This window comes from Demequina oxidasica, assembly GCF_000975115.1.
Lineage (GTDB): Bacteria > Actinomycetota > Actinomycetes > Actinomycetales > Demequinaceae > Demequina > Demequina oxidasica.
In genome coordinates this window covers 1-14,385 of sequence record NZ_BBRE01000004.1, presented here as the reverse complement: position 1 = coordinate 14,385, position 14,385 = coordinate 1, and the positions used below count along the sequence as shown (strand labels likewise).

The following is a 14,385-nucleotide window of genomic DNA, read 5'->3' as shown; positions in this document are numbered from 1 at the left end:
TCACCTATGGTGTACGCATGACCGACTCCTACGACTCTTACGACTCCGTGGCGAGTCAGCAAGATAGTGCGATCAACCAGTTCCGCAACGCCGTAGCGAAGGCTGCCCCTGCTGAACTGGAGGTCACCGCGTTGGAAGCCGGCTTCGATGTGGTCTACCGCGAGCAACTCACCTTCAAGGGAGTTCTCCTGCAGATTGACTCCACTTTTCGTGTCGAGGTGCGATGCGACTCCGCCGCACGCACCTTCACCATGACCGATGTAGGAATAGTGAGCCGCAGTAGCCTCGCGACCCTGAGCCGTACGACGTCCCGCTTCCGGGGCCGCCAACACGCAATGCGGATGGTTGAGGCAGTGGGACTCAAAGACGATGGCACGATTGGCAGGGTGAGTACTCAGCGTCAAGACACCCGAGTTCTTCACTCCGCCGTTCGCGAACCGGCCGTCGCACTGGGGTGGACCGAGCGTCAGCCCAAGGTAGCCACGTTCGGCAAGTGGGTCGCCATCATGACGGGTTGTGGCCTTGTCGTTGGCGCAGTGGTGGTCGTCGTTCTCGCGCTCACGGGCGGTCTCTCTTAAGGAACCAACCGCGGCCACCGACTACTTCGCGGTCAGACCTTCACTAGGTCTCGACAGCCTAGGATGAACGGGTGAATCTCTCCACCATTGCTAAACCCATCACTCGCGGCTCTCGCGCCACCACCGGATTCCTCGGCAATTACGTCCATGGACTCGCGATGGCCAACATCGCGGCACAGATCGGCATCATCGTGACGGGTGGACTGGTGCGACTTACCGAATCCGGACTCGGCTGCTCTGACTGGCCTCACTGTGAGCCGGGTTCATTCACTCCCGAATACCACGCAGCGGCGGGCATCCACGGCTTCATCGAGTTCGGCAATCGGCTACTAACCTTCGTTCTGGCGATCATCGCGCTGCTGCTCGCCATCGCGATCTGGCGCGCACGCCCCCAATTCAAGTGGCTAGGGCTGGTGCCGGGTCTCGGTATCATCGCGCAGGCCGTCTTGGGTGGCATCGTGGTCCTTCTACACCTGAACCCCCTGCTCGTGGGCCTGCACATGTTCATCTCCGCGGGTCTGGTGTGGATCTCTGTGCAGATCGGCCTGAAGGTGCGAGATGCACCGCGGCGCAATGGTCGACCCATTTCCGGCATCCTAAGCGCCTCGCGTGTTCTGCTCATGATTGTCGTCGTTCTTGGAGTCCTCACCACCGGTGCCGGCCCTCACTCGGGAGATGCGAACGCCACCGAGCGTCTCGCGCTGGATCCCGCCATCATTGCCCAAATCCACGGCTATGCGGTGGTGCTCTACCTTGCCGCCATCGTCTGGATGGTCGCGCGGGTGCGTGACGACCGCAGCATCGGCGAGAGAGACGAGGTCCGCAAGGCATGGCTCGTCCTGGTCACGATGACGCTCGCGCAGGGCTTCGTGGGGGTCACCCAGTACTTCACCGGCCTCCCCGAGTTGCTCGTAGGCGTGCACATGCTGGGGATCGGCCTGCTGGTCGCCGCCCAGTCGGCCGCCAATTATCTTTTGAAAGGCACCCCGTCTTCGGCTACGTCCGTACCCTAAACTGCCGTCTAAGCCGCGCGGCACCGCACAAACGCTTTGCCCAGACCCGAAGTAGGGTGCGGACGTTCCCGCGGGGTGCGGCTGAGTATCTCAGTGGTAGTGGCTGCTAGCGCCGTAGGTGTGTGTTTGCCGAATGCAGTTCCGCGCCAGCTCGAGCGCCGACGGTGACGAGCTTGGCGATTCCGCCACTGCGACCGCATGGGGCGGACAGCGCCCAGGCCGCGAGCGAGCATCTTGAGCTGGAGTGGGGTTGGGCACCTGACGGCACCGGGGCCTACCTTGATGCGGCTGGAACTACTCCTGGAGCGGCGTTGTAGCCCCGCAGTGCCGCGCTGACACCCTCCTGATACGCAGCGACAGGGTCGTCGGTGAGCGTTCCTGGACCAGTCAATTCGAGCATCACATATCCATGCTGGGTCGCCCACAGATGGGTGGCAATGGCGCGTGCATCCCCCTCCAGGGCACCCACGCGCACGAGTTCGCTGAACAGGTCGACGAGCGCCTCGAACGTCGGCTGCGTCGACTCGACCAGCTCCGGCGACGGCGTGTAGCCGCTCGCGCGGAAGGCAAAGATCAACAGGTAGCGCGAGGCATTGGCAAGTGCCCAATCCCGGTAGGCGCGCATGGCGTGATGCGCCCTAGCCACTTCGTTGCCTGGCACTGCGTTGATATACAGTGCCAGGTGAAACTCAGCGAAGGCCTCCGCGTAAAGGGCATCGAGAAGACCTTGCTTGCCACCAAAATACGTATAGATACCGGTGGTTGAGCAACCGGCCCGTTGAGTCACGGCGCGCACGGTCAACCCCGAAGCCCCTTGGTCGATCACTACGGCGCGAGCCGCGTCCAGAATCGACTCTCGGCCAACGGATGTGTCGCTCATAGACACCCACCGTAACGGGTGTGGTGTAACTTTGTTTCCGTAACTTAGTTACAGCATGGGGTGAGTCGCCGGCAGGCATCCCCGTGTGCCCCCTCAACGTCTCACTTCAAAGGAGAAGCCCAATGCCCACACTTCGGCTCAAGGCCCTATCAATCTCTGTGTTCGCCGCCACCGCTCTTTCATCATGCGCACCCGACGAGCAGCCATCGGGCCAAACCGAGGCGAGCGGCGCTCCGGTGAGCACGTTCTCCGTCACCAGTTCCGACCTGTCCCCCGACGGAACCCTGAACCCCACGATCATCGGTGCGGCCTTGTACTGGTGTGATGGCCCGGGAGAGTCAATCGCACTCGAGTGGACGGAACCGCCTGCAGGGACGGAGTCATTCGCCATCGTGATGGAGAACGAGACTCGCCCGTTTTATTACTGGGGTGCGTATGACATCGATGGTGAGATTCGCGAAGTCAAGCACGGCGAGGCCGAGTCACTTGGTGCAGTCACAGCCGTCGCCTCGATGGGAGGACGTAGCCGCATCTCGCCGTGCCCCGAGGTGGGCGAGACTCACACCATCGCGACGACCGTCTACGCGTTGAGCAGCAAGTTCGACCAGGAGGGCTTGGGCACTGGGCAACTCGAGGATGTCGCCGGGGACACGATCCTCGCCAGCGCAACAGTACGCGGCACGGTAGCCGGCGACCCCGAACCAGAAGTCGAAGATCTGAACCTTTCCAGCATCGACTTTTCTGACGGCGCAATGATTCCGGACGCCGTGACTGCTCACGCCTTCGGTGGCGCCTGCACCGGAGAGAACCGCAATCCCGAGTTCAGTTGGGACCAGGTGCCGGGCGGCGCCGCCAGCTACGCCCTGACAATGAGGGATTCCTCGCACAACGACTTCGTGCATTGGATCCTTGCCAACATTCCCGCAGACTCAACAGGAATAGCGGCGGGCGAGCCCTCGCCGGAGGGCAGCGTCACGGGGCGAAACGGGCTCTCTCACAGTGAGTACATGGGCCCCTGCCCATTGGGTGGAGGAGACCACGAATACGTCTTTGAAGTCTGGGCCTTGGACGAGGAACTCGCTCTGGAAACCAGCTTCACGTACGACCAGCTGGTGGACGCCGCAGAGGGCCATGTGATCGGCAAAGGCAAACTCATGGGACTTCGTGCGCGCGACTCCTAGCCATACTCGAACACCCGATCACGACGGGCTCAAAACTCAAAGATCTGCGCCAGGGCGCGCCTTGCTTGCGTTACTCGCGAATCCAAGGCGCGTCAGCCGGGCGCAAGGTGGCCCATCCATCACGACGCGCGGCATCGAGCGCGAAAGCGCCCACGAGCAGCGGCGGGCAGGCTACGTCGCCCAGCGTGATGGCCTTCAGCACCTCGTCGAGCGGCACCCACCGGCCGCCCATGTCGGCCTCCTCGTCCTCGCGGACGTGACGCTCAGCGAGGGGCACCTCGGAGATATCACGCGCGAGGAACACGCGAATCGCCTCGGAGCTACCCCCCGGGGACGTGTAGAAATCGATGAGGGTATGCCACGTCGCAGCGCGGAGATCCGCCTCCTCGTAGAGCTCGCGCGCGGCGGCGGCCTGTAGCGCCTCTCCCTCGACGTCAAGCAGACCCGCCGGGGGCTCCCACAGTTCGCTCCGGACGGGGTGACGGTACTGGTGGACCAGGTAGACCTCACCGCGCTCGTTGAGCGCGAAGATCGCCACGGCGCCCGGGTGAGCCACGTAGTCCCGTGTGACGCGACCAGCCTCCCCTAGGTCGATGTCATCCGAGTCGACGTTCCAGACGCGACCCTCAAAGACCGTCGATGTGGCGATGACCGGGCGCGGGGAGCGCCTGTCGGCCAAGCGGAAGCCATCGGACTCCATCTAGCGAACCCTTAGGCGTTCTGGTCGGCGACCACGGCATCGTCCGCAGCCTTGGCCTCGGCCTGCTGAGTGATGGCGGCGCCGATGAGACCCGCGAACAGCGGGTGTGCCTTGGTGGGGCGAGACAGGAACTCGGGGTGAGCTTGCGTCGACACGTAGTACGGGTGTGTGTCGCGCGGAAGTTCGACGAACTCGACCAGCGAGCTGTCAGGCGATTGACCCGACACCACTAGGCCCGCGTCTTCGAGCTGCTCGCGGTACGCGTTGTTGACCTCGTAGCGGTGACGGTGACGCTCGCCCACGGTGGTCTTGCCGTATGTCTCGGCGACTACCGATCCGGGCGTCAACACGGCCTGGTACTCCCCCAGACGCATGGTGCCGCCCAGGTCTCCCTTGCCGTCGACGATCTCCAGCTGCTCCTCCATGGTCGCGACCACGGGATGCGCGGGGTTGTCGTCGAATTCGGAGCTCGAGGCTCCCTCGAGGCCAACGACGTGACGCGCGTATTCAATCACCATGCACTGCATGCCGAGACAGATTCCGAGTGTGGGAATCTTGTTCTCGCGTGCGAACTTGAGTGCTCCGAGCTTTCCTTCGATGCCACGAACGCCAAATCCGCCGGGAACCAGTACCGCATCAACGTCGCCAAGCGCCTCCCGTGCACCCTCAGGGGTCGCACAGCGATCGGACGCCACCCAGCGGATGTTCACGCGGGCATCGTGCTGGAAACCGCCGGCACGAAGTGCCTCGCTCACCGACAGGTACGCGTCAGGAAGGTCGATGTACTTGCCGACCAGCGCCACGGACACCTCGTGCTTGGGGAAGTGCACGCGGCGCAACAGGTCGTCCCACGCGCCCCATTGGACGTCGTGGAAAGGCAGGTCAAGGCGGCGCACCACGTAGGCGTCGAGGCCCTCGGAGTGCAACACCTTAGGAATGTCGTAGATGCTGGGCGCGTCCTTGCAGGTCACGACGGCCTGGTCTTCGACGTCACACATCAGCGCTATCTTGTTCTTGACCGACTGCGGGATGTCACGGTCCGAGCGACAAACGATCGCGTCGGGCTGGATGCCGATGCTGCGAAGAGCTGCCACGGAGTGCTGCGTGGGCTTGGTCTTCAGTTCACCAGAGGGGCCGATGTACGGCACCAGTGAGATGTGCAGGAAGAACACGTGGTCGCGGCCCACCTCGTGGCGCACCTGACGCGCAGCCTCAAGGAACGGCTGCGACTCGATGTCGCCTACGGTACCGCCGACTTCGGTGATGATGACGTCGACCTCAGGGCTGGCTTGTGCGCGCATGCGACGCTTGATCTCATCCGTGATGTGCGGGATGACCTGAACGGTGTCGCCTAGGTACTCGCCGCGACGCTCCTTGGCGATCACCTGCGAGTACACCTGACCGGTAGTTACGTTCGAGGATGCCGCCAAGTTGACGTCGAGGAAGCGCTCGTAATGGCCAATGTCCAGATCCATCTCGGCACCGTCGTCGGTCACAAAGACCTCGCCGTGCTGGAACGGGTTCATCGTGCCCGGGTCCACGTTGAGGTACGGGTCGAGCTTCTGCATCGTCACCCGCAACCCACGGGACCGGAGAAGTCGTCCGAGGCTTGACGCCGTCAGACCCTTTCCGAGGGAGGAAACAACGCCTCCCGTAACAAAGATGTGACGGGTGACATGGTCCGATCCGGACGAAAATCTAGTTCTCTCCACGGGCTTCAACGCTATCACCGCACAGCCCTGCGCGAGACCCAAGCCGCGCCAAAAACGTCGCTCGCCGCACAAAACTTCTCAGAACTGGTCCGGGTTGTCCTCGCCCCCCAGGTCCACACCGGGCGTGTCGCGCTGGGCGTGTCGGATCCAACATCCCCTCCGTCGCCCCGAGAACCGTCCTATTCGCCGATGGGCGGCGGCGCGGCCGCGGAGTCCTCGCCTGGGCCGTAATGCCCCACCCAGCCGTCGAATTGCTCTCGCAACGCGAGCGCTACGGTTACTTGGCTGAACGAGGTCTGTATCCACGACACGGTTGAGATTCGTTGCGCCAGACCATCGGTATCCGCAAGCACGTCCGACACCAAGTCTCCATCGACATCGGGCCCATTGGCGGCAACCACGGCCACGTCGAACTGGGTCACCACGCTGGCGAGCGTGATGTTCGCCGTGGCCTGCAGGCTCGTCTCATCCTCGCCAGCCGGCGTCTCCCCCGCCACCATGACCACCGCGTTCGCTAATCCGTCGCGCGTGCCTGACACCAGGTCCGCGTCGGTGAGCAGCGTCCACAGCACCTGAGCGTGGTCCTGCGCGGCGGCGTCCGGCGGCACCTCTAGTTCCCCCTCGTCACCGCCGGACACAGGGGGGAGCAAGGACTGCGCGAGCGCCTGCGCGAACAACTCGTCCACGCTCTCGGTGCCGTCGAGCCCGGAGATGGACGGGGCGAGTTGAGGTGCGAGTGCGGCACGGAAAGCAGACTGATTGGGGTCCGTCCACAGTGATTCGATGGTGACTGATGCCACCACTGAGCCTCCCGCCTCCCTCACGTAGCCCTGCGCGGCACTCACAGCATCGGCGTCCGCGTCGTCGACGGAGATGAAAGCGACGTTGCCTCCGGCCAGGGTGCTGCCTAGAAGTTGGGGCGCCGTACCGGCGACCCAATCGTCGCCATAGTCATTGGTGACGTTCGCACGGTCAGCCTCAAGCTCGGCGGCCGCAACCTCTTCCTCCAGCGAGTCCACCTGAGCGCCCAGCGAGCCGATGAGCGCGGTGCGCAGCGGACCGGATCCAAGCACTAATCCGATGGCCATCGCGAACATTGCCACCACGACGGGGACTACCCATCCGCGGCGGTCGTGCTTCACGACAGACCCAACCAGGTGGACACGGTGTCCCATGCAGAGGAGACCCATGATCGACCACCCGGAGTGGCGGCCAGCGCCAGAGCGAGGGCAGCAAATCCGGCCACCACCAGACCAAACACGGTCCAGCGCGAGTAACGGTGCCGGTAGACCTGCGCGAGCGTGCGTGCGTCCACCAGTCCCCCGCCGGCTTGCAGCCGGGTCAGGAACGTGCCCGCGTTGAGGTCGCTAGAACCCTGCAGATAGTCGATAAGTCGGGTCTCCATGCCGACGGTCACAATGACCTCGGCGCCCTGGGCGTGGGCCAGCAACACCGCAAGGTCGCTGCTAGCGATGCCCGCGTCGGACGTGGTGCGCGAGACTCCGAGGGCATCGGCGCGCGTCATCCCCGCATCGGCCCCAGCCGGATCGTGAACGACCACCGTGGCCGCGGCACGCATGGCCCGCTCGGAAACCGACTCGACGTTGCCGACGATGATCTTGGCCGCGTACGCGTGCTCCATGGCGGTGTCTGCAGAGTCACCAATGGCGATGATGACGGGCTTACGTTCGCGCAAGTAGGTGCGGATGTCCTTGAGCTGCTTGGCGTAGAGCATCCCGCCGGTCACGATCATCACGTGACGTCCTTCAAGGTCCACGTCGACAGCTGGCAAGCCCCGGCCGTCCAAGAGCAGTGCAGAGTCACGCTCTACGTAGTCCATCGCATTCGCGGTGAACGCCGAGAGCTGCACGTGCATGTTTTGGGCCGCGTCAGTAAGCGCGATTTCAAGGGCTTCGTCGGTGAGGATGGCCCCGGTGGCCAGCTGCGTGTCACCACGGAACACCGCGTCGCCATCAATGCGAATGCGCGAACCGTCGCGGATGTTCATGACGTCGGCGCCAGCCTTGTCGATCAGCGGAATCGAAGCAGCGGCCAGCACCGTAGGTCCGCCGTTCGGGTAGCGACCGGAAATAGACTCCTGCGCGTTGATCACGGCGGAAGGGCGACAGGCCGCCAGTTGGGACGCAGTGCGCTCGTCGAGGTCGAGGACGTCGATCACCGCGATGTCGCCACGACGCAATCGCCGCGTCAGAGCAGTAATCGAATGATCCACGCGGGCCGTTCCGTTTAGCGGGGAATCACTGCCCGCGGACTCGTTTCGGCGCGAGAATTTACTCATGGCATCATCGTGCCACGGCGGATGCCTCCAGCAGCTCAAGCGCGTGGGCGCGTGCCGTAGCCGAGTCTTCCTGACCAGACAGCAGGCGCGCGATCTCGGCCACCCTGTCCCCCTCCGTGACCTCGACGACCGCGGTGGTGGTGATGGATCCATCGGTCGACTTCTGCACCACGACGTGGGTGTTCGCGAAGGCCGCCACTTGGGCGAGGTGCGTGACAACGATCACCTGGTGCGTGCGGGCGAGCGCTGCGAGTCGGTTACCGACTGCGACGGCCGCTCGTCCGCCGACTCCCGCGTCCACCTCGTCAAAAACGAACGTGTGCCCGGGCGCCGCAGCACGATCCGCTAACGCCACTTCGATCGCCAGCATGATTCTCGACAGTTCACCGCCCGATGCCGCCTCAGCCACTGGCCGTGGTGCAGTACCTGGGTGCGCAGCGAGGGTCATGACGATGGCATCGGCGCCCGAAGGCCCGGGCTCGACTGGCTCGACGTCAATTTCAAAACGCGCGTCGGGCATGGCGAGCTGCCCAAGTTCACTATTGACGGCCTCTGCCAACGCCGTCGATGCGCGCGTCCTTGCTTGCGAGAGCTTGCCTGCGAGCTCAACGACAGTGGCTTTGGTGCGCTCGACCTCCTCGCGCCGCTGGATCAGCGTCTCGTCCCACGCATCGTCCTCCGCGACTCGCTCTCGAGCGTCTGCCGCGTACTCCAAGATTCCCGTCACATCGCGGCCGATGCGGCGGCCCAGCGAGGCGAGCGTGCTGCGGCGCCCGTTGAGAGCCTCTAGGCGGCCAGGATCAGCGTCGAGCGCGTCCAGGTAGTGCACCAAGTCGCTCGAAATGTCTGCTGCGGCGTAACTCATCTCAGCCAGCCGCTTCTCGTGTTCGGCAAGCACGGGATCGTGACGCGCCGCGTCCCCAAGAGCCCGGCGGGCGGCCTCTATCGCGGCCACCAGAGACATCTGGTCGGAATCGTTGTCGATGGCCTGGCCCGCCTTCGCCACCCCGGTGCGAACCGACTCTGCGTTCTCGAGCACCATCGCCTCCGCGGTGAGGGCCTCGTCCTCGCCTGGCTGTGGGCCTACTGCGTCAATTGCAATGAGGTCTTCGCGGAGCCTCGCTACATCCGCGCGCGCTTGGGTGGCGCCTGATTCCATGCGCTCTAGTTCCGTTTTGGCGTCGCCCCACGCGGCCCAGGCCACGCGATAGTCCTCCAGCAGGCGTACCTGCTCCGGCCCTGCGTACTCGTCGAGCGTCGCGCGTTGGCGTGCCGCGGACCGCAGGCGCACCTGGTCACTCTGCCCGTGAACGGTGACGAGATCCGATGCGATGTCAGCGAGAAGGGTTTGGGGGGCGGTGCGACCCGCGACAATTGCCCGTGAACGCGTCGTGGCACTCACGGTGCGTGCCACGATCACTGTGCCGTCGTCCTCAAGCTCAGCCCCGGCATCGGCCAGCGCGGCGCGGGCCCGCGAGTCATCGGGGACATCGAGCACTGCCTGAGCCACGGCCTCATCCGCTCCAGTGCGCACAGCGGAGGGGGTTGGCTTGCCGCCCAGAATTAGCCCCAACCCGGTCAACACCATGGTCTTGCCGGCGCCGGTCTCCCCCGTGAGTACAGTCAGGCCGGCACCAAAGGTGACCCGCGCCGACTGGATGACTCCGAGGTTATCGATAGACAGTTCGTGAAGCACCGCTAGCCGTCCTCGTCAGGGGGCGTGTTCGCGCGTGACGGGCGCTCGCCGCGCCACCCGTTGGTGGGTAGTGAGAACTTCTTGACAAGACGCTCGGTGAATGGGGCGTCATTGGTGCGTGCCAGCAGCACTGTCTCATCGCCTCGGCGTACCTCGAGCCGGCCCCCGCGGGGCACATCGATGCCTCGCGAACCGTCCAGAATCACGTTGCCTGGAGAGGCAGTGCCCTCCATGACCTCGACAGCGAAGTAGGAGTCCGGGCCGACCACCAACGGCCTCGCGAAGAGCGCGTGGGCGGACAGCGGCACGAACAGCAGCGCATCCACGTTTGGCCACATTACCGGACCCCCGGCAGAGAAGGCATGCGCAGTGGACCCGGTAGCGGTCGAGACAATCACTCCGTCGCATCCAAAGGTTGATAGCGGCCGGCCGTCGACCTCCACCGCAACCTCCAGAGTCGAATGCAGGTCGGTGCGTTCCAGGGTGGCCTCGTTGAGAGCCCAGCCCTCATGACGAGCGCCGTCAGGGTCGATAACGGTCACCTGAAGGGTGCGGCGCTCCTCAACGTGATAGTCGCCTGAGGCGAGTCGGGTAGCCGCATGCGCGACATCGTCTCGCTCGAGTTCCGCGAGAAATCCCACGCGGCCAAGGTTGACCCCAAGCAACGGGATCTTGGTGCCGTGCGTGACGTGTGCGGCGTGCAGCATAGTGCCGTCGCCGCCGAGCACGATGGCGGCCTCGATAGGTGCACTTACGTCAGGGTTGAAGTCGAAGCACGGCTCGACTCCTTCAGCCTCGAGTGCGCGCGCGGCGATCTGACCCGCCTCGACCGTCTCGGTTCGGTGCGGATTGACCACAATGAGGATGCGGCGTGTCATCACTACCCCTTCGCTACTTCGCGGTCAATGGCCGCCGCGGCGGCACTGTCATCAAGAACCGGACGCTCGCGGGCGCCGGTCACGTCGGCCAGTTCATTGTCGCTGGCATGTCCGACATCCCCAGCCTGCCATGCCGAGGAGCCCCACACGAAGAATTCCACATTGCCGTGTGGACCCGGGAGCGCGCTGCGGGACACGTGGTGGATGGTGAGCCCTGCGGAGCGCATGGCCGCAACCACCCCAGCCACGGCATCGGCGCGATCGACTTGGTCGGTGACGACGCCGTTCTTACCCAGCTTCTGGCGCCCCACCTCGAACTGAGGCTTCACCATCAGGACAAAGTCCGAGACGGGCTCCACCGCTCTCACCAGCGCGGGGATCACCATGGTGAGTGAAATGAATGACAGATCAGCGACCACCACGTTGGTGTCGTCGCGCAGGCTTCCTGGTTCGAGTTCGCGGACGTTAACGCCCTCGACCACGGTCACGCGGTCATCAGCGCGAATCGGGGCAGCAAGTTGGTCATGGCCCACGTCGATTGCCGTCACATGGGCGACCGAGCGCTCTAGCAACACCTGCGTGAAGCCGCCCGTGGACGCGCCAGCATCGAGGGCCACCCGGCCAGCAACGTCAAAGCCGAGCGGCGCGCACTCGTCCAAAGCACCAATCAACTTGTGCGCGGCGCGGGAGACGTAGTGGTCGCTAGGGCCTGCAAGCTCGATCACCACGCCGTCGCGGATAGTCAGCGCGGGCTTGGAAGCGACAGCACCGTCGACCAAAATTGATCCGGCCGCAATGAGGGTCTGGGCGTGGGTTCGCGAACGAGCCAAGCCGCGAGCCACGACCGCGAGGTCGAGGCGCATCGAGTGCTTAGGAGTCCTCGCGGAGCCGCGAGGCAAGGGCGTCTTGTACCTTGTCGTAAAACTCCGCCTGCTCGTCGAGGTCCTCAGGCAACTCAGTTACTGCCTTGAGTGCCTCACGGACTTCGGCGGGGTACTCGACCTGTCCCAGCGTGGTGCGGGAATCATTGATGTCAGCCATGTTCAGAAGGTTACTCCCAGGTGGGGCAAGGTCTCAACCACGACCTTGTGACCGGCATCGGCCGCTGCCCATGCCGCGACGCATGCGGCGCGCACACGATCGATGCCGGTGCCGCCGTCTACGAGGAGGTGGCCCTCGGTCACGCGGGCTCGGGCCTCGCCCACATGGACCCACTCGCCGGAAACACTGGGCTCCGGATGTGCCTCAGCCAAGCAAGTGAGATCTGCCCCAATGAAGCTGGGCCGCTGATCCGCGGGCGCCAAAAGCGCATCTCGAGCATCGTTCACGCCGGTCAGAACCATGAGTCCGGGGATGTTTGCCGCACGCGCACCTTTTAGATCCGTGTCGAGTCGATCGCCGATGGCAAGCGGACGCTGAGCGCCGGTCCGCGCGGCCGCCATGTGGAACATCGCTGGCTCCGGTTTGCCAGCAGCGAGGGGGGTCACTCCGGTTGCAGTGGCGACAACGCTGACCAGGGCGCCATTGCCGGGAGCCATGCCACGGTTGGTCGGAAGCGTCATATCCAAGTTGGTCGCGAAGAAACGTGCGCCCCCGTGGATGGCGTAGGTCGCCTCCGCGAAATCCCTCCAGCCAATCTCAGGTGCGTATCCCTGGATCACTGCAGCGGGAGCATCGTCCGCACTGTCGACCACCTCGAAGCCGGCAGCGGAGACGGCAGTACGCAGGCCTTTACCGCCAATCACCAGCACGCGCGAGCCCTTAGCGACATGCTCGGTCAGCATGATCGCGCCAGCCTGGGCGGCGGTCATGACTTCCTCAACCTCCGTCGGAATGCCAAGGTTGGTCAGCTGACCCGAGACCTCCTCGGGCTCGCGGCTCGCGTTGTTCGTCACAAAGATCAGCTGCAGGCCAGCTCCGCGGGCCTCGGCCAACGCCGGTGGCGCGGACGGGATCGCGTCAGGTCCCTTGTAGGCGACTCCATCCAGATCGACGAGTGCTACATCAAAGAACTCTTGGAGTGGCTTGGTGGTGCCATGCAATGTGGCGTCAGACATTCTTTGGCTCCTCAGGGACGTTCGTGTCCTTATGAGTGCCTGCCGACTCGTCGTCTGCAACTACGGTCATGGTGTCGGCTCCATTGGCATCTCCCGATGCTGGAGTGACGCTGGCATCGTCCTCGCCGGCGCTCTCAACCGGTGCCACATACTCGACGGGCTCCGGGAGTTCCTCTGTGTCGTAGAGGTACACCTCGTCAGCCCAGGTCGGCTCGTCAGCCCCTTCTGCAGGAAGGGTCGCCTCGAGTTCGTCGGCTTCGGTGTTGCGGTCCAGTGCCCGCAGCACCGCCACCTTGGCCTCCGAAATGCGCACGCGCGCTTGCGAGTCTTTGGTGGAGATACGCGCCAGAGTCATGAGCGCGGCCTCGGCGTTACCCATATCCATCCGCGCACCGGCGATCACGATCTGCAACTCAACCGAAGCCTCTGCGGAGAGCTTCTTCGCCTCCGGTTCCTGAGCGAGCGCAATAGCGCGCTCGGGCCTGCCAAGCCCACGCTCACAGTCCGCCATCAGTGGCAGGTGCTCGCTTGAACCGTTCAGCCGACGCACGGTACGGAACTCGCGCAACGCGTCGGCATATCGGCCGGTGGCATACGCCGTCAGAGCCGCTGCCTCGCGGCAGATGTCTACGCGACCACCACGCGCCACCGCGACCTGCGCGTGCTGGTAGGCCCGCTCGGGGTCAATGTCGATGAGCCTGCCGGCCATGACCAGGTGGCGACCGACATCCTCGGCGTTATCCTTGCTCAGCGTCCGCAGGCTCGCGCGAGCGGTCTTGTCGAGCAGGTCAAAAGTGATCTCATCGGGGATGTCAGGGGCGATAGGCGCCTTGCGCACTAGACCCTCGTTGCGAGGAGCGCGGTCATCGTCGTCGCGACGGTCGGCGCCCTTGTGCTTAGGCGCGCCCTTGCCCAAATACCCAGTGCGCTGAGGAGGCCGGTCGCTACCGGCACGGTCGGGGCGGCCCTGGTAACCACGAGAATCACCACGGTCAGGCCGGGCGGACCCTGCACGGTCAGGACGACCCTGGTAACCACGAGAATCACCACCGGTGGAACCGGACGCGCCCCGGTTACCGCCAGCACCGTCAGACGGCGGGCGGGAAGAACTGTTCAGTGGACGCGACGAGGAAGAGTTGCCTCGATCGGTGCGTGGGGGACGCGAGTCCGAGGAGCGTGGTGGCCGGATGCTGTCATCCCGGCTCGGACGCGTGTATCCCTTTGACCTGCTCGTTTCCGCGGGCCTTGAATTGCCAGTAGGTGGACGTGACGCCCGCTTCTCGCGGTCGTCCGCTGGGCGATCCTTTTCCTCGTTGGCCATCATGCTCCGATCTTGAGGTTTCAAAAGTACTCCGGAACACCTTAGTGGTGTTGCCGTATAAGGGACATTG

At 64.4% G+C, this 14,385-nt stretch carries 14 protein-coding genes; 3 read left to right on the top strand and 11 right to left on the bottom strand.

The genetic code is table 11. The features are described 5' to 3' along the window. Window positions 1-17: 17 nt before the first annotated feature. Window positions 18-578 (top strand): hypothetical protein, encoded by a 561-nt coding sequence (locus AOP77_RS10710; protein WP_062213526.1) that lies wholly within the window; start codon window positions 18-20, stop codon window positions 576-578. A 71-nt stretch (window positions 579-649) separates the two neighbouring features. After that, window positions 650-1,591 (top strand): COX15/CtaA family protein, encoded by a 942-nt coding sequence (locus AOP77_RS10705; RefSeq protein ID WP_062213524.1) that lies wholly within the window; start codon window positions 650-652, stop codon window positions 1,589-1,591. A gap of 274 nt (window positions 1,592-1,865) precedes the next feature. On the opposite strand, the gene AOP77_RS10700 is transcribed toward AOP77_RS10705, so the two are convergent. Continuing rightward, window positions 1,866-2,471 (bottom strand): TetR/AcrR family transcriptional regulator, encoded by a 606-nt coding sequence (locus tag AOP77_RS10700; protein ID WP_062213522.1) that lies wholly within the window; start codon window positions 2,469-2,471, stop codon window positions 1,866-1,868. A 122-nt stretch (window positions 2,472-2,593) separates the two neighbouring features. On the opposite strand from AOP77_RS10700, the gene AOP77_RS10695 reads away from it, so the two are divergent. After that, window positions 2,594-3,652 carry a YbhB/YbcL family Raf kinase inhibitor-like protein gene (locus AOP77_RS10695; RefSeq protein ID WP_062213521.1) on the top strand — a complete coding sequence of 353 codons (1,059 nt, stop codon included), beginning with the start codon at window positions 2,594-2,596 and terminating at the stop codon, window positions 3,650-3,652. A 70-nt stretch (window positions 3,653-3,722) separates the two neighbouring features. Here AOP77_RS10695 and AOP77_RS10690 read toward each other — a convergent pair whose 3' ends face one another. From AOP77_RS10690 to AOP77_RS10650, 10 genes are all read right to left on the bottom strand, one after another. After that, window positions 3,723-4,352, bottom strand: coding sequence for an NUDIX domain-containing protein (locus tag AOP77_RS10690; RefSeq protein ID WP_062213519.1), 630 nt, complete (start codon window positions 4,350-4,352; stop codon window positions 3,723-3,725). A gap of 11 nt (window positions 4,353-4,363) precedes the next feature. Continuing rightward, complete coding sequence (gene pyrG / locus AOP77_RS10685; RefSeq protein WP_062213517.1) at window positions 4,364-6,064, bottom strand: CTP synthase; 1,701 nt, start codon at window positions 6,062-6,064, stop codon at window positions 4,364-4,366. A 179-nt stretch (window positions 6,065-6,243) separates the two neighbouring features. Next, a complete protein-coding gene (locus AOP77_RS10680) occupies window positions 6,244-7,206 on the bottom strand; it encodes a copper transporter (protein ID WP_062213515.1) in 963 nt (320 codons plus the stop codon). After that, window positions 7,203-8,363 (bottom strand): putative cytokinetic ring protein SteA, encoded by a 1,161-nt coding sequence (steA, locus tag AOP77_RS10675; protein ID WP_152649864.1) that lies wholly within the window; start codon window positions 8,361-8,363, stop codon window positions 7,203-7,205. Before steA ends, AOP77_RS10680 begins: the two co-directional genes overlap by 4 nt. Before the next feature lie 4 nt (window positions 8,364-8,367). Beyond that, a complete protein-coding gene (recN, locus tag AOP77_RS10670; RefSeq protein ID WP_062213512.1) occupies window positions 8,368-10,059 on the bottom strand; it encodes a DNA repair protein RecN in 1,692 nt (563 codons plus the stop codon). A gap of 2 nt (window positions 10,060-10,061) precedes the next feature. Then, the gene (locus AOP77_RS10665; protein ID WP_062213510.1) at window positions 10,062-10,937 is read right to left on the bottom strand and encodes an NAD kinase; all 876 of its coding nucleotides are present in this window, start codon (window positions 10,935-10,937) and stop codon (window positions 10,062-10,064) included. A gap of 2 nt (window positions 10,938-10,939) precedes the next feature. Then, window positions 10,940-11,836, bottom strand: coding sequence for a TlyA family RNA methyltransferase (locus AOP77_RS10660; protein ID WP_236685824.1), 897 nt, complete (start codon window positions 11,834-11,836; stop codon window positions 10,940-10,942). Beyond that, on the bottom strand, window positions 11,808-11,978 hold the full coding sequence (locus tag AOP77_RS12390; RefSeq protein WP_160295475.1) for a hypothetical protein: 171 nt from the start codon (window positions 11,976-11,978) through the stop codon (window positions 11,808-11,810). Before AOP77_RS12390 ends, AOP77_RS10660 begins: the two co-directional genes overlap by 29 nt. Before the next feature lie 2 nt (window positions 11,979-11,980). After that, window positions 11,981-12,994, bottom strand: a complete 1,014-nt coding sequence (locus AOP77_RS10655; RefSeq protein ID WP_062213507.1) for an HAD-IIA family hydrolase — start codon at window positions 12,992-12,994, stop codon at window positions 11,981-11,983. Then, complete coding sequence (locus tag AOP77_RS10650; protein WP_236685823.1) at window positions 12,987-13,832, bottom strand: tetratricopeptide repeat protein; 846 nt, start codon at window positions 13,830-13,832, stop codon at window positions 12,987-12,989. The genes AOP77_RS10655 and AOP77_RS10650 overlap by 8 nt, the downstream gene beginning before the upstream one ends. Window positions 13,833-14,385 lie beyond the last annotated feature (553 nt).